At 69.8% G+C, this 20,806-nt stretch carries 17 protein-coding genes; 6 read left to right on the forward strand and 11 right to left on the reverse strand.

What is annotated here, in order from left to right; translation table 11 throughout:
* Positions 1–47: 47 nt before the first annotated feature.
* Positions 48–1,058, forward strand: a complete 1,011-nt coding sequence (locus ACFFC4_RS05865) for an alpha/beta fold hydrolase (protein WP_375498720.1) — start codon at positions 48–50, stop codon at positions 1,056–1,058.
* Here ACFFC4_RS05865 and ACFFC4_RS05870 read toward each other — a convergent pair.
* From ACFFC4_RS05870 to fabG, 3 genes are read right to left on the reverse strand one after another with little or no spacing between them, the layout of a single operon-like run.
* Positions 1,051–2,100, reverse strand: coding sequence for a ferrochelatase (locus tag ACFFC4_RS05870; protein WP_375498722.1), 1,050 nt, complete (start codon positions 2,098–2,100; stop codon positions 1,051–1,053). The two genes, ACFFC4_RS05865 and ACFFC4_RS05870, sit on opposite strands and share 8 nt — an antisense overlap.
* A gap of 1 nt (position 2,101) precedes the next feature.
* Positions 2,102–2,869 carry an enoyl-ACP reductase FabI gene (fabI, locus tag ACFFC4_RS05875; RefSeq protein ID WP_375498724.1) on the reverse strand — a complete coding sequence of 256 codons (768 nt, stop codon included), beginning with the start codon at positions 2,867–2,869 and terminating at the stop codon, positions 2,102–2,104.
* Between the two features lie 21 nt (positions 2,870–2,890).
* Positions 2,891–3,610, reverse strand: a complete 720-nt coding sequence (fabG, locus tag ACFFC4_RS05880) for a 3-oxoacyl-ACP reductase FabG (protein WP_375498726.1) — start codon at positions 3,608–3,610, stop codon at positions 2,891–2,893.
* 75 nt (positions 3,611–3,685) lie between these two features.
* On the opposite strand from fabG, the gene ACFFC4_RS05885 reads away from it, so the two are divergent.
* Complete coding sequence (locus tag ACFFC4_RS05885; protein WP_375498728.1) at positions 3,686–4,639, forward strand: zinc-binding alcohol dehydrogenase family protein; 954 nt, start codon at positions 3,686–3,688, stop codon at positions 4,637–4,639.
* Here the strand turns inward: ACFFC4_RS05885 and ACFFC4_RS05890 are convergent, their stop codons facing one another.
* The 3 genes from ACFFC4_RS05890 to ACFFC4_RS05900 are packed head-to-tail and all read right to left on the reverse strand — an operon-like array spanning position 4,640 to position 7,641.
* The gene (locus tag ACFFC4_RS05890) at positions 4,640–5,593 is read right to left on the reverse strand and encodes a VWA domain-containing protein (protein ID WP_375498730.1); all 954 of its coding nucleotides are present in this window, start codon (positions 5,591–5,593) and stop codon (positions 4,640–4,642) included.
* Positions 5,594–5,604: 11 nt separating this feature from the next.
* Entirely contained in the window at positions 5,605–6,564 is a 960-nt protein-coding gene (locus ACFFC4_RS05895; RefSeq protein WP_375498732.1) for a DUF58 domain-containing protein, read from the reverse strand.
* 24 nt (positions 6,565–6,588) lie between these two features.
* Positions 6,589–7,641 carry an AAA family ATPase gene (locus ACFFC4_RS05900; RefSeq protein WP_375499012.1) on the reverse strand — a complete coding sequence of 351 codons (1,053 nt, stop codon included), beginning with the start codon at positions 7,639–7,641 and terminating at the stop codon, positions 6,589–6,591.
* Between the two features lie 174 nt (positions 7,642–7,815).
* Between ACFFC4_RS05900 and ACFFC4_RS05905 the strand changes: the two genes are divergently transcribed.
* On the forward strand, positions 7,816–8,049 hold the full coding sequence (locus tag ACFFC4_RS05905) for a hypothetical protein (RefSeq protein WP_375498734.1): 234 nt from the start codon (positions 7,816–7,818) through the stop codon (positions 8,047–8,049).
* On the opposite strand, the gene ACFFC4_RS05910 is transcribed toward ACFFC4_RS05905, so the two are convergent.
* From ACFFC4_RS05910 to ACFFC4_RS05925, 4 genes are all read right to left on the reverse strand, one after another.
* Entirely contained in the window at positions 8,040–9,425 is a 1,386-nt protein-coding gene (locus tag ACFFC4_RS05910) for a hypothetical protein (protein WP_375498736.1), read from the reverse strand. The genes ACFFC4_RS05905 and ACFFC4_RS05910 overlap by 10 nt on opposite strands.
* Positions 9,426–9,539: 114 nt before the next feature.
* Positions 9,540–10,565: a GTP 3',8-cyclase MoaA gene (moaA, locus tag ACFFC4_RS05915; protein ID WP_375498738.1), complete on the reverse strand. Its 1,026-nt coding sequence runs from the start codon at positions 10,563–10,565 to the stop codon at positions 9,540–9,542.
* A gap of 16 nt (positions 10,566–10,581) precedes the next feature.
* Positions 10,582–12,003 (reverse strand): C40 family peptidase, encoded by a 1,422-nt coding sequence (locus ACFFC4_RS05920; protein WP_375498740.1) that lies wholly within the window; start codon positions 12,001–12,003, stop codon positions 10,582–10,584.
* A gap of 205 nt (positions 12,004–12,208) precedes the next feature.
* The gene (locus ACFFC4_RS05925) at positions 12,209–13,228 is read right to left on the reverse strand and encodes a phosphatase PAP2 family protein (RefSeq protein ID WP_375498742.1); all 1,020 of its coding nucleotides are present in this window, start codon (positions 13,226–13,228) and stop codon (positions 12,209–12,211) included.
* 136 nt (positions 13,229–13,364) lie between these two features.
* Here ACFFC4_RS05925 and ACFFC4_RS05930 point away from each other — a divergent pair, with 136 nt between their 5' ends.
* Together ACFFC4_RS05930 and ACFFC4_RS05935 are read left to right on the forward strand one after the other, a co-directional pair.
* Positions 13,365–16,148: an aconitate hydratase gene (locus ACFFC4_RS05930; RefSeq protein ID WP_375498744.1), complete on the forward strand. Its 2,784-nt coding sequence runs from the start codon at positions 13,365–13,367 to the stop codon at positions 16,146–16,148.
* A gap of 91 nt (positions 16,149–16,239) precedes the next feature.
* On the forward strand, positions 16,240–16,365 hold the full coding sequence (locus ACFFC4_RS05935) for a GntR family transcriptional regulator (protein WP_375498746.1): 126 nt from the start codon (positions 16,240–16,242) through the stop codon (positions 16,363–16,365).
* 472 nt (positions 16,366–16,837) lie between these two features.
* On the opposite strand, the gene ACFFC4_RS05940 is transcribed toward ACFFC4_RS05935, so the two are convergent.
* The gene (locus ACFFC4_RS05940) at positions 16,838–19,345 is read right to left on the reverse strand and encodes a DEAD/DEAH box helicase (protein WP_375499014.1); all 2,508 of its coding nucleotides are present in this window, start codon (positions 19,343–19,345) and stop codon (positions 16,838–16,840) included.
* 188 nt (positions 19,346–19,533) lie between these two features.
* On the opposite strand from ACFFC4_RS05940, the gene ACFFC4_RS05945 reads away from it, so the two are divergent.
* Entirely contained in the window at positions 19,534–20,772 is a 1,239-nt protein-coding gene (locus ACFFC4_RS05945; RefSeq protein ID WP_375498748.1) for a sugar ABC transporter substrate-binding protein, read from the forward strand.
* Positions 20,773–20,806: the final 34 nt, after the last annotated feature.

Below are 20,806 nucleotides of genomic sequence, written 5' to 3' on the forward strand. Positions count from 1 at the left end.
ACATCTCGGCAACAGGGCCGACTCACGCCGCGGACAGCATTTCCCGGATGAGCGTGCGATCGCTGGCGGCGGTGCCCGAGGACGGTCCGGCGGTGCGCATCGAGTCCCGCGTCGTGCACGGCTACCGGCGGGTGTTCCGCGTTGCGGGCAGCGGACCCCCGCTGCTGCTGATCCACGGCATCGGCGACAGCTCGGCCACCTGGCGCACGGTCATACCCCAACTGGCCCGCCACCATCTCGTCATCGCTCCCGACCTGCTGGGGCACGGCAGCTCCGCCAAGCCCCGCGCCGACTACTCGGTGGCGGCCTACGCCAACGGCATGCGTGACCTGCTCGGCGTCCTCGACATCGACCGGGTGACGCTCGTCGGGCACTCGCTCGGTGGCGGCGTCGCCATGCAATTCGCCTACCAGTTCCCCGAGCGCACCGAGCGCATGGTGCTCGTGTCCTCCGGTGGTGCGGGCAAGCACGTCTCGCCGCTGCTGCGTGCGGCCAGCCTGCCCGGAGCCCAGGCCCTCTTGGCGTCGTTGCGGCTGCCCGGCGCGCGGCTGGCCGTGCACACCGCGGTCGCCGTGCTCGGTCGACTCGACGCCGGCATTCGCGTCGACGCCCCCGACATCACCCGGGTCGTCGAGTCCCTGCCCGATGCAACATCACGCGCGGCGTTCATCCGCACGCTGCGGGCGGTGGTCGACTGGCGCGGTCAGGTCGTCACGATGCTCGACCGCGCCTACCTGGTCCGCGCGTTGCCGACCCTGCTGATCTGGGGTGCCCTCGACACCGTCGTCCCGCTGGGGCACGCCTACCAGGCGCACGCCGCGATGCCCGGCAGCCAGCTCGAGGTCTTCGACGGGGCCGGGCACTTCCCGTTCCACACCGATCCTGCGCGTTTCCTCGAGACCGTCGAGCGGTTCCTGGCCTCGACCGAACCGTCGCAATGGGGCGTTGACGACTGGCGCGACCTGTTACGCGCCGGCCGGCCGGCTGCCGTCCGCACACCCGAGTCGCGGGGTTACCAGGACGAGCTGCGCGAGGCCAGCGAGCGCAGCGCTACGTAGTGGCTGCCGGCGGGCCGCCGCGCCTGGGGGCGGGGCAGCAGCCGACGGGGCAGTCGATGCCGCACAGGCCGAGGTCACCGAGGTGCTCGGGTTCGCGGTTGGACGTGCGTTCCTCGACGAGGTCGCAGATCGCGCCGACGAACGCGGGATGCGTGCCGGCGGTGGCCGCACGGGCGAAGGCGAGGCCCAAGCCGGCGGCGGTCTCCTTCGCCTCGGTGTCGAGATCCCACAGCACCTCGAGGTGGTCGGATACGAACCCGGTGGGCGCGACCACGACGGCCGTCACACCCTGAGCTGCCAGCTTCTCGAGGTGGTCGTTGACGTCCGGCTCGAGCCACGGCACCTGCGGCGGGCCCGAGCGCGACTGCCACACCATGTCGAACTCCGCGCCGGTGCCGCGCACTGCCTCGGCGGTCAGTCGCGCGGTCTCGTGCTGTTGGGCGGCGTAGAGGCCGCTGCGCTCCGGGCCCGACACGTCGTTCATGCTCTGCGGGATCGAGTGCGCGGTGAAGACGAGGCGGGCGGCGGCGCGGTGCTCGACGGGCAGGGACTCGAGGGCCGCCCGAAGGCCTTCGACATTGGCGGCGATGAAGCCGGGGTGGTCGAAGAAGTGCCGGATCTTGACGAGCTCGGGCGAGCCGTTGCCGGCCATCGTGCGGGCCTGGGCGAGGTCCTCGCGGTACTGCCGGCACGACGAGTACGACGACGTCGCGCTGGTGGCGAACACGACGGCGCTGCCCACGTGGTCATCGCGCATCTGGCGCACCGCGTCTGCGACGTAGGGCTTCCAGTTGCGGTTGCCCCAGTAGATCGGCAGGTCGTGCCCGCGACGCTTGAGCTCGGCGTGTACCGCGTCGATCAGCGCCCGGTTCTGCTCGTTGATCGGCGAGACGCCGTGGAAGTGTTGGTAGTGCTCGGCGACCTCGGCCAGCCGCTCGTCGGGGATGCCGCGCCCGCGGGTGACGTTGCGCAGGAACGGCATGACGTCGTCGGGCCCCTCGGGACCGCCGAAGGACAGAAGCAGCAATGCTTCGTAGGGCACGTCAGACACCCATGGCGTGAAAGCCACCGTCGACGTGCACGATCTCGCCGGTCGTCGAGGGGAACCAGTCCGACAGCAGGGCCACGCTGCTGCGGGCCACCGGCTCGATGTCGGTGTTGTCCCAGCCCAGCGGCGCACGGCCCGTCCACGCGTCCTCGAACTGACTGAACCCGGGGATGCTCTTGGCGGCCATGGTGCGCAGCGGCCCCGCCGAGATGAGGTTGACGCGGATGTTGCGCGGCCCGAGCTCGCGCGACAGGTAGCGCGACGTCGACTCGAGTCCGGCCTTCGCGACGCCCATCCAGTCATAGGCCGGCCAGGCCACCGTCGCGTCGAAGGTCAGCCCGAGGATCGAGCCGCCGGTCTCGCCGAACAGCGGCAGCGTGGCCACGGCCAGCGACTTGAGCGAGAACGTGGACACCTCGAGCGCGGTGGCGACGTCGGCCCACGGCGTGGCCAGGAAGTCACCGCCCAGGCAGGACGCCGGCGCGAACCCGATCGCGTGCACGACGCCGTCGATACCGTCGACGTGCTCGCGCACCCGGTCGGCGAGGGTGTCGAGGTGCTCCTGGTTCGCGACATCCAGCTCGATCACCGGCGGCGGCTGCGGCAGCCGCCGCGCAACCCGCTCGACCAGCGACATCCGGCCGAAGCCGGTGAGCACGACCGTGGCGCCTTCCTCCTGCGCCAGGCGGGCAATGGAGAACGCGATCGAGCCGTCCGTGATCACCCCGGTGATCAACAGCCGCTTGCCGTCGAGCAGTCCCATGTCGTTCCCTTCAGATGCATCTCAGATACCCATGCCGACGCCGCCGTCGACGGGCAGCACCACGCCGGTGACGTAACCCGCACCGGGCGAGGCCAGGTACAGCGCCGCCGCGGCGATGTCCTCGACCTGCCCGTAACGCTTGAGCGGCACGGTCGCCAGCACCTCGCTCTTGCGGGCCTCGGTCATCGCCGCGGTCATGTCGGTGTCGATGAAACCCGGGGCGATGACGTTGGCCGTGATCGAGCGGCTGCCCAGCTCGCGGGCGATGGAGCGGGCCAGACCGATGAGCCCGGCCTTCGACGAGGCGTAGTTGGCCTGCCCCGGCGCGCCGACCAGCGCCACGACCGAGGAGATGAAGATCAGCCGGCCCTTCTTGGCTCGCAGCATGCCCTGGGTCGCCCGCTTGGCAACGCGGTATGCGCCGGTGAGGTTCGCGTCGAGCACGCTGGTGAACGACTCCTCGCTCATGCGCAGCAGCAGGGTGTCGTCGGTGGTGCCCGCGTTCGAGACCAGGATTTCGACCGGCCCGAACTCGGCCTCGACAGTGGCGAACGCAGCGTCGACGTCATCGGTCGACGTGACGTCGCACCGCACGCCGAACAGGCCCTCGGGTGCGCCGCTACCGCGATGCGTCACGGCGACGCGATCGCCGGTGGCGGCGAAGGCCTGCGCGATGGCCAACCCGATCCCCCGGTTGCCACCCGTGATGAGCACCGTCCGCCCGTCCGTCATCTCACTCATCACTGCGACGCTAGCGGATCAGCCGGCCGCACCTGCGCTACCGACCAGTACGACGACCCGCGTAGCTTCGGCGGAATGCGCGCCATCCAGATCACCGCCTTCGGCGGCCCCGAAATCCTGATCCCCACCGAGCTGCCCGAGCCTGCTGCCGCTGACGGCGAGCAGGTGTTCGACGTCGTGGCCGCGGGCATCAACTACGCCGACACCCACCAGACCGAGGACTCCTACCTCGCCAAGCAGCAGCTGCCGCTCATCCCGGGCGGCGAGGTCGTCGTGCGCGACGCGTCCGGGCAACGGCTGCTCGGACTCGTCGGTGCGGGCGGCTACGCGCAGCGGGTCGCCGCCGACCCGGCGCGGTTCCTGCCGATCCCGGACTCGGTGTCCGACGGGCAGGCGCTGGCCTCGCTCGTCCAGGGCGTCACCGCATGGCACCTGTTGCGGACGAGCACCCACCTGCAGGAGGGCGAAACGGTCGTGGTGCACGCCGGCGCCGGCGGGGTGGGCACCCTGGCCATCCAGCTCGCCAAGCGGTGGGGCGCCGGCCGGGTCATCGCAACGGCGTCGAGCGAGGACAAGCGGGCCTTGACACTCGAACTCGGCGCCGACGTCGCGCTGGACTCGCGGACGCCGGACCTGAAGGCGGCATTGCGCGAAGCAAACGGGGGTCGCGGCGTCGATGTCGTGCTCGAGATGACCGGCGGCACGGTCTTCGACCAGAGCCTGGACGCGCTCGCGCCGCTGGGGCGGCTGGCCGTGTTCGGCATGGCTGGACGCGCGCCCGGCACGGCCGTCGAACCATCCAAGCTGATGGCCCGCAGCACCGCGGTGATCGGGTTCTGGCTGATGCACATCGCGACCCGGCCGGAGTTGATGAGCGCCGCGCTGACCGACCTGTTCACGCTGATCAGCGATGGCGATCTGCGCCCGATCGTCGGCGAGACCTACTCGCTGGAGACGGTCATCGACGCGCACCGCGCATTGCTGGACCGCAGCTCGGTGGGCAAGCTCGTGCTCGACCCGTGGTCGTAGTCATACGAGCCGTCCGGCCCACAGCATCGACGCGGCCCCGGCGCCGAAGAGCACGAGCAGGCCGGCGACGAGGAACCGATAGCTGATGTCGCGGTGTTCGGTGGTGTAGCCGATCTGCGAGCCGATGTCGGCGTAGATCTTGCGCAGCTGGGACTCCGACACCGCGGTGTCGAAGGTGCCACCGGTGCCCTCGGCGATGGAGCGCAGCTGCGGGCGGTTCGCCGGCACCCGCACCGTCTGGCCGTCGGCGGTGACCGTGCCGTTGTCGGTGCCGAAGGCGATCGTGGACACCTTGACCTTCGCCGCCTTCGCATCGGCGATCGCGGTGGCGATGCTGGTACCGACGGTGCGCTCTCCGTCGCTGAGCAGGACGATGCGCGCGGGCGGCGGCTTGACGCCCGTCGCCTGCGTCGCCGTGGCGAAGCTCTTGATCGCGCTCAACGAGCTGACGATGCCGTCGCCGATGGCGGTGTAACTGGCCAGCTGCAACCCGTCGACGGCGCGGTTCACCTGGGCGCGGTTCGTGGTCGGCGACACCAGGACGTTGCCGGTGCGGGCGAAGCTGACCAGGCCGAGGTTGATGCGCGGCGGCAGCAGGGCGGTGAACGAGCGGGCCGCGGCCTGGGCAGCTTTGATCCGGCTCGGTGTGACGTCGGTGGCCTTCATCGACAGCGAGACGTCAATGGCCAGGATGACGGTGGCCTCGTCGCGCGGCACCTTGACGCTCGTGGCGGGCTTGGCCACGCCTACCGACAGCACCGACAACCCGATCAGCAGCAGCGCGAAAGTCAAGTGTCGGCGCCACCCGGGACGGCGGGGCGCCACGCTGCCCAGCAGCTCGACGTTGCTGAACCGGGCGACATAGGTTTTGCGGCGCAGCTGCAGTACGACGTACACCGCGAGCAGCGCGGCGACGACGAGCAGCAACAGCAGATATACAGGCTTCAGAAACAACTGGACACGTCCTACCGCACTCCGGATCCGACCGCGCCGGCCACATGCTGCCGGCGGGTGATGACGAAACGCACGACGTCGGACACCCAGTCGCGGTCGGTGCGCAGTTGCAGGTGGGCGGCACCGCAGTGCCGCAGACCGGTGGCGATCCGGGTGCGCTGCTGTTGCGCCGCAGCGGCGTAGCGCTCGCGGACGCCCCGGTCGTCGGTCTGGACCTCGAGCTGGCGCCCGGTCTCGGTGTCGACGAAGGTGACGAGTCCGGTGGCGGCCAGCTCGAGTTCGCGCGGGTCAACGATCTCGATACCCAGCAGCTGGTGACGGGCCGCCAGGGCCCGTAGCGGCCGCTCCCAGGTCAACGGCGCCTCGGGCGCGCCGGCCTCGACGAAGTCGGAGATCACGGCAACCAGCCCACGGCGTCGCTGCGGTCGGCGTAGCTGCTCGAGCAGCCGACCGAGCTGGTCGGTCGCGCCGTCGGTTACCCGCGGTGTGTCGGCGATCCGGCGAATGAGGTGTCGGGCGTGCGCGTGCCCGCCGAGCGCCGGGATGACGTAGGACTGCGAGCCGTTGCCGACGACCGCGCCGACCCGGTTGCCGCCACGCACCGTCAACTCGACGACCGCGGTGATCGCGGCCAGCACGAGCTCGCGTTTCTCGGCGCGCCCGGTGCCGAAATCCATACTCGGCGAGAGGTCGACGACCAGCCAGGTCTCCAGCTCGCGATCGGCCACCGTCTGGCGCATGTGCGGCACCGTGGTGCGCGCCGTGACGGCCCAGTCCATCCGACGGACGTCGTCGCCCGGCACGTACTGGCGGGACTCCCCCGCCTCACTACCCGGGCCCGGTACGAGCCCGAGGTAATTGCCCTGCAGCAGGCCGTCGAGCTTGTTGCGCACGGTCAGTTCGAGCCGGCGCAGCAGCGCATCGCCCTCGTGCAGGTCCAGGCTCGGGCCGTGATCCTCTGACCTGCTCATGCGATCACTCCCCGTAACCGCTGGTTACGCAGAGCGCTCACCCCATGGAGCGTTCCCCGGCTGCTGACCCTGCGGGGCGGCCGTGCCGTAGACCAGCCGCGGGTCGCCGCCGCCAGGTCCGCCCTGCGGGCCGCCGGCGCGCTGGCGGGAGGCGACCTGCGGGAGCGGCACGGCCTGCAGGATGCGGCGGACCGCGTGCCCGGCGGGCACGCCGTCGGCGATGGCGTCGTAGCTGAGCACGAGGCGGTGGGCCAGGACGTCGATCGCGATGTCCAGGACATCCTGCGGCAGCACGTAGTCGCGGCCGCGGGTCAGGGCGAGCGCGCGGGACGCGGCCACCAGACCCAGGCTGGCGCGCGGGCTGGCGCCGTAGGAGATCCACTGCGCAACGTCGCCGAGGCCGTACTGCTGCGGCGCCCGGGTGGCCAGCACCAGACGCACGACGTAGTCCACGATCGCATGGTGGACGAAGACCCGGCTGGACGTGGCCTGCAGCCGTTGCAAATCGGCCGTGGACAGCACCGCGTTGGCGACCGGCACCTGCGAGCCCATCCGGTAGACAATCTCGCGCTCCTCGGCCGCGGACGGGTAGTCGACCGTCACCTTCATGAGGAAGCGGTCGCGCTGCGCCTCGGGCAGCGGGTAGACGCCCTCGGACTCGATCGGGTTCTGGGTTGCGAGCACGAGGAACGGCCGCGGTACCTCGAAGCGCCTGCCGCCGATCGTGACCTGCTTCTCGGCCATCACCTCGAGCATCGCCGACTGCACCTTGGCCGGCGCGCGGTTGATCTCGTCGGCCAGCACGAAGTTGGCCATGATCGGCCCGAGCTCGGTGTCGAACGATTCCGAACCCGGCCGGTAGATGCGAGTGCCGACGATGTCCGACGGGACGAGGTCCGGGGTGAACTGCAGCCGGGAGAACGACCCGGCAACCGTGCGGGCGAGCGTCTCGACGGCCAGTGTCTTCGCGACACCGGGCACGCCTTCCAGCAGGCAGTGCCCCTGGGCAAGGACGCTGACGACGAGGCGCTCGACCAGGCGCTCCTGGCCGACGATCACTCGCTTGACCTCGAACATCACCCGTTCGAGGGCCGCGGCGTCGCCGGCCGGGGTGTGCTGGTGGGGCTCGGACACGTGTTCTCCCTTGCGCGATGCTGGCCCGGAGTCGGCTCCGAGCGGTCGCATTCACGGTACGTGACCGCGCGTCGAAGAACGCTGAAGAACTGGCGAGGCAGCCTGTACGGTGCCTGGGTGTCTGCGACCCCGGCTGACCCGGCGGCGGGACCCGAGCCGCCCCGGTGCTCGGCCAAGGGATGCCGCGCCGACGCCACCACCGACCTGTCGTGGCGCAACCCGCGGTTGCACGATGCAGCGCGGGTTAAGCACTGGCTGGCGTGTCCGGAGCACGCGGACGACCTGGCCGGGTTCCTGAGCCGCCGCGGGTTTCTGCTCGACCGCGGGCCGCTCGTGACCGATCACGGCTGACGCGGTGTGCCGGGCGTGCTGATCAGCGCCGCCGGACCGTAGTTCCAGGCGCCGGCGCCGCGCTGGATGCCGGCCTGCACCGTGTACGTCAGCACCGTCCCGCAGCGCACCGCGGTCGCGAAGCGGGCGACCGCGCCCGGACCGGCCATGACTCGTTGCGTGGTGGCACCGGCAATCACCAGCACGACCGGATGCGCGGCCGGCGCGGTGACCGTGGCGGCCAGCGTGCCCTGGTCGCAGTCGTAGCTCAGGGCGACCTGCACAGCCGGTACTGCGGGGCAGTCGACGGTGAACGCACCGCTCGCCGCCACGGGACGGGTCCAGCCGTGCGGCCCGTGGAACGTCCAGGCCGCAGACACCAGATCGCCGTCGCTGAGCACCAGGGCGACGGACGAGCAGCGGGTGCGGGTGGACGCCGGGAAGTCCATCGATCGGACGTTCGGCCCGGCGCGGAACGCCAGCCGCGACGGGTAGGCGCTGGGAACTGCGCACGCGCGCAGCGTCGTCTCCGGCCGACCGTTGCAGGTGGTGGTACAGGCATAGTCGTGCGCGAGCGCGCCCAGCCGCGCCTCGAAGCCGAGGTGCGCCGCCGCGCTGACCGTCGCGCTCCAGGACACCATGCGCTGCTGCCCGGACCCCGGGTGGCTTCCGGTGAAGCGCGGTGGCGCCAGTCCTGTTGCCGTTGCGTCGATGCGCACCGGGCCCGGGCCGGTGACCGTGTAACGGAACGACGCGCTGCCGTGCCGACCGGTGCGAACGGCCGCCGGCAGGACGACGTTGCTGCTGCCCCGCAGCCGCACCGCGACACCGGGCACACCGCCGCGACTCCCGGACAGCACACCGAGCGATCCGGTGGCAGTCTGCCCCGTCGCTGCGACACGGGACGCGCGCAGCTGCACGGCGTACGGCCCGCTGCGCGCCCGGACCGTGTGCAGTCGCGCCGCGACCAGCGAGTTGACCGAGTGCGGCAGCTGCGCGGCCCGGCGGCGCACTGCATCGGCGTGGCCGACGATGGCATTCACGACCTGGCTCACGGTCGCAGCCTGCGCTCTGGTCGTCGCGTTGCCCCAGGTGGCGAGGGCGTAGGACAGCTCGGCGGCGGTGCGCCGCGACATGCCGCGGTAGCGCCCGATCGACGTCAGCGACACCGAGCGCGGGGCGCGTTTGCCCGGGTCGATGCAGTACACCCGCACACCTGCACGCGTCAGGTAGTTGCCGACGAAGTCGCCGCCGGGCAATTGGTATCCGATGCCGGTGCGCAGCGGCGCGGGAGCGGCTGAGCCGGGCGACGCAACGCCGACCCAGACCGTAGCGACGATGCACGCAAGCAGGCCAACGAGCAGCAGCCGGATCCGAGCCGGCAAGAAGATCGACATGCGACCACCGTGCCCGCAACCGCCGGCCGTCGAGTTGCGGATCGAGTCGCCTGTGGACGCCCGACCCAGTTGTGGACAACGCAACGCAGGACGTCGCCCGCTACTGCTAGCGGCTCAGCCGCCGATGGCCGACATGGTCCGGGCGGGCTGCACGAAACCGATCGCGGAGATGCCGTGCCCCGCCTGCTTGCCCGCGACTGCCTCGACTATCACCGCCGCGAGCTCGTCGTCGGACGCGCCGTTGCGCAGCGGTCCCCGCAGATCGGTCTCGGACTGCGCGAACAAGCAGGTGCGCAGCTGGCCGTCGGCGGTGAGCCGCAACCGGTCGCAGTCGCGGCAGAACGGCCGGGTGACCGAGGCGATGATCCCGACGCGCGGCGCCGGGTCGGCCCACGACGCGCGTCGGGGGCCATCGAGCACGACGAAGTCCTCGGCCGGCGCGCTGCCGCGAGCCCCGGAGGACACGAGCTCGTAGCCGGCGCCGGTGAGCAGCTCGAGGATCTCCTCGGCGGTGACCATGTCGTCGCGCGACCAGGTGTGGTCGGCGTCGAGCGGCATGTGCTCGATGAAGCGCAGCTGGTAGCCGCGCTCCAGGCTCCAGGCCAGCAGCCCGGGTGCCTCGTCGAGGTTGCTGTCACGAGCAAGCACCGCATTGATCTTCAGCGGGGTGAGCCCGGCAGCCGCCGCGGCCTCGATACCTGCGAGAACCTCAGGCAACCGGTCGCGCCGGGTCAGTTCGGCGAACCGCTGCCGGTCCAGGGTGTCCAGCGAGACGTTGATGCGCTCGAGCCCGGATGCAGCGAGCGCCTCGGCCTGCGTGGCCAGGGCGACGCCGTTCGTCGTCAGCGACAGCGCGGGCCGGGGCGTCAACGCGCCGAGCCGGTTGATCACCGAGGGCAGGGTGGCGTGCACCAGCGGCTCACCGCCGGTGAGCCGCACCGACGTGACGCCCAGGCCCACGAAGATCGCACCGAGCCGAACGAACTCGTCATCGGTTAGGCGCTGCGCCTTGGTCAGCCAATCGAGACCCTCGGCCGGCATGCAGTACGTGCAGCGCAGCGAGCACAGGTCGGTAAGGGAAATCCGCAGGTCGGTTGCCACGCGGCCGAAGCGGTCACGAAGCGGGCCGGCGGACGTCATCCGGTCAGGTTACGCGTCAGGTGAGCGGCCGAGTGGCACCGAAGATCGTTCCGGGGTCGTACATCGAGCTGATCTCGACATTACCGCCGCTGTACGGCGCCTGGACGATCTGCCCGCTGCCGATGTAGATGGCGACGTGGTGGATCCCGCTGATCCCCCCGTTGCTCCAGAAGAGCAGGTCGCCGGGCTTGAGCTTGCTCAACGGCGGGTGATAGCTACCGGCCACGGTGTACTGGCTGGCCGCATAGTGCGGCATCGACAGATACGGACCCCACGCATACATCGCCAGGCCGGAGCAGTCGTAACCGCGTACATAGCAGTCGTTGGGCGCTCCGTTGCTCGCGTCGCACACCCCGTAGCTCGGCCCGCTCGCCCCACCTCCGGCCCAGGCGTAGGGCGTGCCCAGCGTGGTCATCGCCCGGGCGACCGCGGCCCGGCCGCGGGCGGCCGACCACGATCCGCCGACCGGGTCCACCGGCGGGTTGTACGTGTTGCCGCCACCGCCGCCACCGCCGCCGCCCTGGTGGTTCTTGCGCGCTCGCGCGGCCGCCGCCTGCGCCGCCGCGCGTTGTGCCGCCAGCCGCTTGGCACGGGCCGCAGCCAGGGCGGCGAGCCGGCGCTGCTCGCGCAGATAGGCCTGGTAGCGCTGATAGGCGACGTACGTGGCTCGCTGACCGGTCAGCTTGACGAGGCTGGCCTGCGCAGCGCTGAAAGCGTTCTGCTCGGCCACCAGCGCCGTCCGGCTGGAGGCCAGGGTGGCCTCGAGCGAAGACTTGCGCGCCGCCTGCAACGAGACCGCTGCGGCCGCGGCCCGCTGCGCCGACTGGGCCGCCGCGGTCAGCGTCTTCAGTCGCTGCACGGCCAGCCGCGCCTTGGCCGCGGTGTTCGACGCGGTGACGGCCAGGCGCTGCGAGCGGCCGATGGCGTCCATCTTGTTGTCGACGATGAAGTCGGTCAGCGTGCTCTGGCTCAACAACTGCGACGGGTTCTTCGCCTGCAGCAACGCACCGGTGGCGCCGTCGGAGGACTCACCGCCGATGTAGATCGCCTGCACCTCGCGGACGCGGTCGTTGTTGTTGGCCGTGACGGCCGCGACGGCCGTCTTGTTCGCTGCGATAGCCGTACGCGCCGCGGTCTCGCCGTCGCGCTGTTTGGAGACGGCGTACGCGACCTTCTGCTCGGCGAGTTCGGCAGTGCCCTGCAGGGCGGCGAGCTCAGACTGCGCGGCGGCGACCTGGCCGCCCAAGCGGCCGACGGCCGCCGAGCGCCGGCTGACCTCGGCGTTCGCGGCAGCCTTGGCTGCCGCGGCGGCAGACAACTGACCGTTCGTCGGGTTCGGTGGGGGCTTCGGAGCAGCGTGGGCAGCGCCGGGAACAGCAAGCAGGGTTGCGGCGCTGAGCGCCAGAACGGTCAGAGCGGCCACGCCGCGCGTCGGCACGCGAGGACCACCTGTCGAGCGTTCGGACGTGGGTCTCAGACGCAGCAAGGCAACTCCTCTGGCATCCCCCACGCGAACACGGCAGCCCCAGGGTGCCAGTCCTGTCCCACCAGCGCCAGTAGCACCACCAGAACCATAGACCCCAAATGTCACAAAAGTGGACAGGAGTCGACCGGATCGGCCATCGCAGTGCCCTACGGAGCGGTCAGGCGGGCTTCGGCTTCTCGACCGGCAGCGCCGTTCGAGAGACCGCGAGCGGTACCGTTTCGAGCGACGTCGCCTGGGCGGCGTCCGCTGCCGGATCCTCGCCGCGTGCGGCCCGTCGCCGTTCCCACCGTCGGATGCCGAAGTGCACCGCGAGGGCATACAGCACGCCGGCGACGCAGTCCAGGACGTAGTGCTCGCCGGTGTACACGAGCGTGAAAGCCATGGCCGTCGGATACAGCGCGAGCAGGTAACGCCACCGAGTGGTCAGCAGCGAGCCGATGAACAAGGCGATGAGCGTGGCGAAGGCGGTATGCAGCGACGGCATGGCTGCCACGGCGTTCGAGCCAGCCGTCTGCGCCTTGGCCAGCGTGGTGTTCACGTTGCCTGCGTGCAGCCAGATCCAGCCGCGCGCCGAGAGCCGGCCGACCGGGGCGAGGTAGCCGTCCTTGGCCGCCAGCCACGGCGGCGCTTCGGGGAACAGGACGTAGGTCAGCAAACCGCTGAAGGACAGCGCGATGACGCGCGAGATGTAGCGGATCCACAGCTTGCGGGCCCGCAGCCACAGGATGGCGGCGACTATCGGTGTGGCCAGGAAGTGCGAGGTGTAGACGAGCGTGCAGAGCGCGTCGTACCAGTGCACGTTGGTCGGGTGTGCGGCGTCGTAGAGGTGGTTCTGCAACCAGACCGTGGGGTCGATGCCGCCGAAGACCCACCGCTCCGCGTGCACGATGTCGCGTTCGTGCAGCGGGATGCCCAGGCTGTCGGCGATGCCGCGGGTGCGGTCGTAGAGCAGCAGGACGGCGGTGAACGGCGCCCAGTCGACGATGACCTGGCCCATGCGCCGCCAACCCTGGCCGAGCCGGGTCAGCAGCAGGCCAGTGACGATGATGCAGGCCAACGGCAGGCGGGCGGTGGGGACGCCGCCGACGGCCGTTAGATAGGCAAGGACCGCCCCGTAGCCGGTGAGGCAGGCGGTGCGGATGTGCCGCCAGCTCAGCGTCGGCCGGTTGCCGGTCACTCCATCACCACGGCCGGGAGTTTACGTGGCCGATGCTGGGGTGATGCTTTGCGGACACCTCGTCGGCGCGGCGCGTGTGCCACGATGGTCGGTGGTATCTTGACGTCAAGAGATCTCTACGAGACGGGGGCACGTCGTGACGGCGGACCAGAACAGCTTCGGGGCCAAGGCAGCACTCAGCGTCGGCGACACGACGCTGGACTACTACCGCATCGATGCGGTCGAGGGCTCGGACAAGCTCCCGTTCAGCCTGAAGATCCTGCTGGAGAACCTCCTGCGGACCGAGGACGGCGCCAACATCACCGCTGACCAGATCAGCGCGGTCGCCGGTTGGAACCCGAACGCCGAGCCAGACACCGAGATCCAGTTCACCCCCGCCCGCGTTGTCATGCAGGACTTCACCGGCGTACCCGCCGTCGTCGACCTCGCCACCATGCGCGAAGCCGTCGTCGAGCTCAGCGGCGATGCTTCCAAGATCAACCCACTGGCACCGGCAGAGCTCGTCATCGACCACTCCGTCATCGCCGACCTGTTCGGGGCACCCGACTCCTTCGAGCGCAACGTCGCACTCGAGTACGAGCGCAACCTTGAGCGCTACCAGTTCCTGCGCTGGGGCCAGGGTGCGTTCAACGAGTTCAAGGTCGTGCCGCCCGGCACCGGCATCGTGCACCAGGTCAACATCGAGTACCTGGCCCGCGTCGTCTTCAGCCGGGGTGGCGTGGCCTACCCCGACACCCTCGTCGGTACCGACTCGCACACCACGATGGTCAACGGCCTGGGCGTGCTGGGCTGGGGCGTCGGCGGTATCGAGGCCGAGGCCGCGATGCTCGGCCAGCCGGTCAGCATGCTCATCCCCAAGGTCGTCGGCTTCAAGCTCAACGGCGAGCTGCCTGACGGCTCCACGGCGACCGACCTCGTGCTCACGATCACCGAGATGCTGCGCAAGCAGGGTGTGGTCGGCAAGTTCGTCGAGTTCTACGGTCCTGGCGTCGGCGCGGTGCCGCTGGCCAACCGGGCCACGATCGGCAACATGAGCCCCGAGTACGGCTCGACGTGCGCGATCTTCCCCATCGACGACGAGACGCTGCGCTACCTGAAGTTCACCGGCCGCAACGACGACCAGATCGCCCTCGTCGAGACCTACGCCAAGGAGAACGGCCTCTGGCACGACGCCTCCGTCGAGCCGAACTTCTCCGAGACCCTCGAGCTCGACCTGTCCACGGTCGAACCGTCGCTCGCCGGGCCGAAGCGCCCGCAGGACCGCGTACCGCTCAAGTCGGCCAAGCCGATGTTCCGCGAGGCGCTCGGCTCGTACGTCAACGGCGACTCCAACGGCGACTCCGTGCAGGACGCGCAGGACGAGGCGGTCGACGAGTCGTTCCCGGCCTCTGACCCGACGTCGGCCACTGGGCACGAGTCCGCTCCCGCGCCGACCCACTCGGCCGCGAACGGCGCTACCGGACGCACGTCCAACCCGATGTCGATCAGCATCGACGGCAACGACACGGTCGTCGACCACGGTGCGGTGGTCATCGCCGCGATCACGTCGTGCACCAACACGTCCAACCCGTCGGTGATGATCGGCGCCGCCCTGCTGGCCAAGAAGGCCGTCGAGAAGGGCCTCACCCGCAAGCCGTGGGTCAAGACGTCACTGGCGCCCGGGTCCAAGGTCGTCACCGACTACTACGACCGCTCGGGCCTCACGCCGTATCTCGAGAAGCTCGGGTTCAACCTGGTCGGCTACGGCTGCACCACGTGCATCGGCAACTCCGGCCCGATCATCGACGAGGTGTCGACGGCAGTGAACGAGGGCGACCTCGCCGTCACCGCGGTGCTCTCGGGCAACCGTAACTTCGAGGGCCGCATCAACCCGGACGTGAAGATGAACTACCTTGCGTCTCCCCCGCTCGTGGTTGCGTACGCACTGGCCGGGTCTATGGACATCGATCTCGTCAACGAGCCGCTCGGCACCGACACCGACGGCGACGACGTCTTCCTGCACGACATCTGGCCCTCCCCGCAGGAGATCCAGGAGACAATCGATTCCGCGATCGCCAGCGAGATGTTCAGCAAGGACTACGCCGACGTCTTCACCGGCGACGAACGCTGGCAGGGCCTATCCACGCCCGAGGGCGACACCTTCGAGTGGGACCCCGACTCGACGTACGTGCGCAAGCCCCCGTACTTCGAGGGCATGTCGGCACAGCCGTCCGATGTCACCGACATCGAGGGCGCCCGCGTGCTGCTGAAGCTGGGCGACTCGGTGACCACCGATCACATCAGCCCGGCGAGCTCGATCAAGGCCGACTCCCCCGCCGGCACGTACCTCTCCGAACACGGCGTCGACCGTCGCGACTTCAACAGCTACGGCTCGCGGCGCGGAAATCACGAGGTCATGATCCGCGGCACGTTCGCCAACATTCGACTGCGCAACCAGATCGCGCCCGGTACCGAAGGTGGCTTTACCCGCGACTTCAGCGCAGCCGGCGAGGTGACCTCGGTGTACGAGGCGTCGGTCAACTACGCCGCGGCCGGGACACCGCTCGTCGTGCTTGCGGGCAAGGAGTACGGGTCCGGGTCGTCACGCGACTGGGCCGCCAAGGGCACCGCGCTGCTCGGTGTGCGCGCCGTGATCGCCGAGTCCTACGAGCGCATCCACCGCTCCAACCTGATCGGCATGGGCGTGCTGCCGCTGCAGTTCCCCGACGGCGAGTCCGCGGAGACGCTCGGCCTCACCGGCGAGGAGACGTTCTCCATCAGCGGCGTCACGGCGCTCAACGATGGGACGACGCCGCGCACCGTGCATGTCACCGCCGACGGAGTGGAGTTCGACGCCCGCGTCCGTATCGACACCCCCGGCGAGGCCGACTACTACCGGCACGGCGGCATCATGCAGTACGTCCTGCGCTCGCTGCTCTAAACCCCGCTTCCTGCGGACTTGTCCGCCCTTCGACCCGCTCCAGCGCGGCGAAGGGCGGACAGTTCGAGTGCGCCAGGAAATCCCATGACATATGGAGCGGTTCGGGGTCAGCCGCGGCACGCTGCGCCGAGCCACCGACGAGCTGGCCCGCCAGGGCCTACTGCGCATCGAACCGGGACGGGGCACGTACGTCGACCAGGCCACCAAGGTGCGCTAGCTGGTCTGGAGTCGCCTGCTCGACGTGGCCTGACCCGACTCGCGGCTCGACTTGATCTCAGCCGGTTCGTTCCGGACTTCGAGGGTCGGGAACGCTGCGACGACCGCCTCGTCTCGCTGCCGGACCACGCCAACGGCGACAGCCATCTTCATCGCGCTAGACACCTCGCTCGAGACGTATCGCCGAGTCGCCCTGGTCGACGGCAAGCAGCTGATCGCGCCGACCTTCGGCATGCGGCGCGGCTTCGTCCTGCTGGACGGGGGCCATCATCGCCGAGGCTTCGGCCGTCAGCGCCAACGGGTATGTCGCCGCGAACTACGACGCGGTGGCCACCGCGTTGGGTCTGACCGACGACGACCTGCGAACCCTGGCCGCGAACTCGTTCACCGCGGCGTTCCCTGACACCAACTAGGGCCCGCCCCGCTGATCAACAGCGCCGAACCGTCGCCCTGCGACGGTTCGGCGCTGTTGATCACGGGTGGAGGGGGCCGACGTCGAGCACCGTCACCTCAGGTTCGCCGGCCTCGTCGGACGCGGCGAGGTCGATCGACGCGCTGATTGCCCAGTCGTGGTCGCCGTCCGGATCATCGAAGACCTGTCGCACCGACCAGGCGTCCGGCCCGGTGACTACCTGCAGCAGGGCGGGATTGCGGGCGTCGGCTCCGGTGCCGAGGCGGTCGTACTCGGCGAAGTAGTCGTCCATCGCGGTCGCCCAGCGCTCAGCGTCCCAGCCGGCGTCGCGGTCCAACTCGCCGAGGGCGTCGAAGCGTTGTAGCGCAGCCAGCTCGACGCGTCGGAACAGCGCATTGCGTACCAGCACCGTGAACGCACGCACGTTGCCGGTCAACGACACCGGCCGCGCCACCTCGACCTCGCCGACGATCAGGGTGGCACCCGACGTCAGCTGCTCCCACTCGTCGAGCAGCGACGAGTCGGTCTGGCGCACCAGCGCACCGAGCCACTCGACGATGTCCTCGAAGCCCTCGGTCGACGCCGCGTCCGGCACCGAGGACCGCAGTGTCCGGTAGGCGTCGGTGAGATAGCGCAGCAGCGTGCCTTCGCTGCGCGACAGCCCGTAGAAGGAGACGTACTCGGTGAAGGTCATCGCGCGTTCCCACATATCGCGCACGATCGACTTCGGCGTCAGCTGGTCCTCGCGCAACCACGGGTGCGTCTGCCGATAGACCATGAAGGCGCCACGCAGCAGCTCGTCCAGCGGTTTGGGGTGGGTGACCTCGCTCAGCAGCTCCATCCGCTCGTCGTACTCGATGCCCTCGGCCTTCATCGCCGCCACGGCCTCACCACGGGCCATCCGTTGCTGCGCGGACAACACCTGCCGCGGGTCGTCGAGGGTCGCCTCGAACACGGACACGACGTCGAGGGCGTACGTCTCGGATTCCGGGTCCAGCAGGTCCAACGCGGCCAGCGCGAACGTCGACAGTGGCTGGTTCAACGCGAAGTTCAGCGGCAGGTCGGCGGTCAGCCGGACCGTGCGCCCGTCCGCGTCCGGCGACTCGAGCCGCTCGATCACGCCGGCGGCCAGCAACGAGCGGTAGGCGCGGATCGCGTCGCGCACCTGACCCCGCCGGGCCGACGCCGGCGAATGGTTGTCCATGATCAGCGCCCGCATCGCGGTGAACGCGTCCCCGGGCCGGGCGATGACGTTGAGCAGCATCGCAGGTGTCACCGCGAACTGGGGCGTCAGCGCTTCTGGCTCCGAGGTCAGCAACCGGTCGTGCGACGGCTTGCCCCAGGACACGAAACCCTCGGGCGCCTTTTTGCGCACGATCCGTTTGCGCTTCTTGACGTCGTCCCCGGCGCGCGCCAGCAGCCGGGCGTTCTCGACCTCGTGCTCGGGGGCCTGGACGACGACCGTGCCGGCGGTGTCGAAGCCGGCCCGGCCGGCCCGCCCGGCGATCTGGTGGAACTCGCGCACCTGCAGCTGGCGTTGCCGTACCCCGTCGTACTTCGACAGCGCCGCGAACACCACCGTACGGATAGGTACGTTGATGCCGACGCCGAGCGTGTCGGTGCCGCAGATGACCTTGAGCAGACCGGCCTGCGCCAACTGTTCGACGAGCCGGCGGTACTTCGGCAGCATGCCGGCGTGGTGCACCCCGATGCCGTGGCGCACCAGCCGAGAGAGCACCTTGCCGAACCCGGCGTTGAAGCGGAACAAGCCGATGGCCTCGGCGATGCGGTCGCGCTCTTCGCGGGTGGCCACATTGATCGACGTCAGGGCCTGGGCATGTTCGAGCGCTGCGGCCTGGGTGAAGTGCACGACGTAGATCGGGGCTTGCCCGGTCGCCAGCAGCTCGGTGATCGTTTCGTGGAGCGGCGTGACCTCGTAGTAGTGGTGCAGCGGCACCGGGCGCTCACCGCCGGCCACTACCGCCGTCTCGCGTCCCGTCCGCCGCGAGAGGTCCTCGGCCAGCGACGTCGTGTCGCCCAGCGTGGCCGACATCAACAGGAATTGCGCGTGCCGCAGTTCGAGCAGCGGCACCTGCCAGGCCCAGCCGCGGTCCGGGTCGGCGTAGAAGTGGAACTCGTCCATGATCACGACCCGCAGGTCGCTGTCGACGCCGGTGCGCAGCGCGATGTTGGCCAGCACCTCGGCCGTGCAGCACAGGATGGGTGCGTCGGCGTTGACGGCCGCGTCGCCGGTCATCATCCCGACGTGCTCGGAGCCGAACACCGCGCAGAGGGCGAAGAACTTCTCGCTGACGAGGGCCTTGATCGGCGCGGTGTAGACCGAGCGCAGGCCGGCCGCGCGGGCCACGTGGTGCGCGGCCACCGCGACCAGCGACTTGCCCGAACCGGTCGGCGTCGAGAGCACCACGTTGGACCCAGACACCAGTTCGAGCACGGCCTCGTCCTGCGCCGGGTACAGCTCGATGCCCTGGGCCGCGACCCACTCGCCGAAGGAGGCGTAGACGGCGTCGGGATCGGGCGACTCCGGATCGGTCAGCATCGTGAGCATCACTCTGCCTCACCGTCGACCAGAGGTCACAACACGCGGCCGAAGGAGTGGCCCGAATATGTTCAACAGGTAACGAATTCATTTCGGTCTCTGGAAATGTGGGTCGCGCCACGTATATGTTCGCGCTCGAAACATTCACGACAGGCCGGGCGCACGCTCGGTTCCCAACGACGGGAAGGCGCGACTGCATGCGCAGAACCACAGTCACCATCGCCTCGCTCGGCATCGCAGCGGCGCTCACCCTGAGCGCCTGCGGTTCGAGTGGCGGCAACAGCAAGAGCACCGGCTCGGCCGGCGGCGGCAGCACGTCCTCGAGCAGCAGCAGTAGCAGCGGCGGCGGCGGCACCGCGACGGCCGAATGCAAGCTGACCAGCCCGCCGCAGAGCGCGGCGAAGGCCCCCAGCGCGACCACCGCGATCAAGGCCGCCGGCAAAGTGGGTGTGATCCTGCCCGACACCACGTCCTCCACCCGGTACACGCTCTACGACGCCCCGCTGCTGAAGAAGGCCTTCACCGACGCCGGTGCAACCCCTGACATCCAGAACGCCGGTGGCGACGTCGGCAAGTTCAAGTCGATCGCTCAGAGCATGATCGGTGAGGGTGTCAAGGTCCTGCTCATGGACTCCATTGACGCCAGCTCCGGCGCTGCGGTCGAGCAGCTGGCCACCAAGGCCGGCGTCAAGGTCATCGACTACGACCGCGTCAACCTCGGTGGTTCGGCTCAGTACTACGTGTCCTTCGACAACGAGGACGTCGGCAAGCTGCAGGCGCAGACCCTGGTCGACTGCCTGAACGCCGACGGCGTCAAGAAGCCGAAGATCATCATGATGGACGGCGGCACCGACGTCGACAACAACGCGGTGCTGTTCAAGAAGGGCGCGCACGAGGTGCTCGACCCGCTGGTCTCGGCCGGCAAGCTGACCATCGGTGCCGAGGCCGTCGTCAAGGGTTGGGACGTCAACAACGCGGCCCCGACCTTCACGCAGGCACTCACCACCACCGGCAAGGTCGATGGGGTGCTCGCCGCCAATGACGACATCGCCAACGCCGTCATCGGTGTGCTGGCCAAGAATGGCGCGGCCGGCAAGGTCGTCGTCACCGGTCAGGACTCCGGCGTCGAGGGTCTGCAGAACATCATCCAGGGCAAGCAGAGCATGACGGTCTTCAAGGACGTCAAGAAGTACGAGGCCAACGCGGCCGCGCAGCTCGCCTTGGCGCTGCTGTCCGGCAAGAGCCCCGAGCAGGCCGGTCTCACCCTGACCGACTTCCCGGACCCGAAGGCGCCGAGCCACAAGATCCAGGCGCTGTTGCTGCCCACCCAGGTCATCACGGTGTCGAACGTCAACGACGTGATCACCGCGGGTGCGCTGACCAAGGCCGAGGTCTGCAAGGGCATCGCCGCGGCGTGCTCGAAGGCCGGCCTCTGATCCACCGCATCACCTGCTAGATCGCAACATCCTG

Source organism: uncultured Jatrophihabitans sp. (assembly GCF_964244045.1).
Lineage (GTDB): Bacteria > Actinomycetota > Actinomycetes > Mycobacteriales > Jatrophihabitantaceae > Jatrophihabitans.

Bases quoted from the DNA above. Each gene is read 5' to 3' on its own strand.
- ACFFC4_RS05885 (WP_375498728.1), top strand. From the start codon at position 3,686: ATGCGCGCCATCCAGATCACCGCCTTCGGCGGCCCCGAAATCCTGATC.
- ACFFC4_RS05895 (WP_375498732.1), bottom strand. From the start codon at position 6,564: ATGAGCAGGTCAGAGGATCACGGCCCGAGCCTGGACCTGCACGAGGGC.
- ACFFC4_RS05940 (WP_375499014.1), bottom strand. From the start codon at position 19,345: ATGCTCACGATGCTGACCGATCCGGAGTCGCCCGATCCCGACGCCGTC.
- ACFFC4_RS05935 (WP_375498746.1), top strand. From the start codon at position 16,240: ATGGAGCGGTTCGGGGTCAGCCGCGGCACGCTGCGCCGAGCCACCGAC.
- fabI (WP_375498724.1), bottom strand. From the start codon at position 2,869: ATGGGACTGCTCGACGGCAAGCGGCTGTTGATCACCGGGGTGATCACG.
- ACFFC4_RS05945 (WP_375498748.1), top strand. From the start codon at position 19,534: ATGCGCAGAACCACAGTCACCATCGCCTCGCTCGGCATCGCAGCGGCG.
- ACFFC4_RS05910 (WP_375498736.1), bottom strand. From the start codon at position 9,425: ATGTCGATCTTCTTGCCGGCTCGGATCCGGCTGCTGCTCGTTGGCCTG.
- fabG (WP_375498726.1), bottom strand. From the start codon at position 3,610: ATGAGTGAGATGACGGACGGGCGGACGGTGCTCATCACGGGTGGCAAC.
- moaA (WP_375498738.1), bottom strand. From the start codon at position 10,565: ATGACGTCCGCCGGCCCGCTTCGTGACCGCTTCGGCCGCGTGGCAACC.
- ACFFC4_RS05900 (WP_375499012.1), bottom strand. From the start codon at position 7,641: ATGTTCGAGGTCAAGCGAGTGATCGTCGGCCAGGAGCGCCTGGTCGAG.
- ACFFC4_RS05865 (WP_375498720.1), top strand. From the start codon at position 48: ATGAGCGTGCGATCGCTGGCGGCGGTGCCCGAGGACGGTCCGGCGGTG.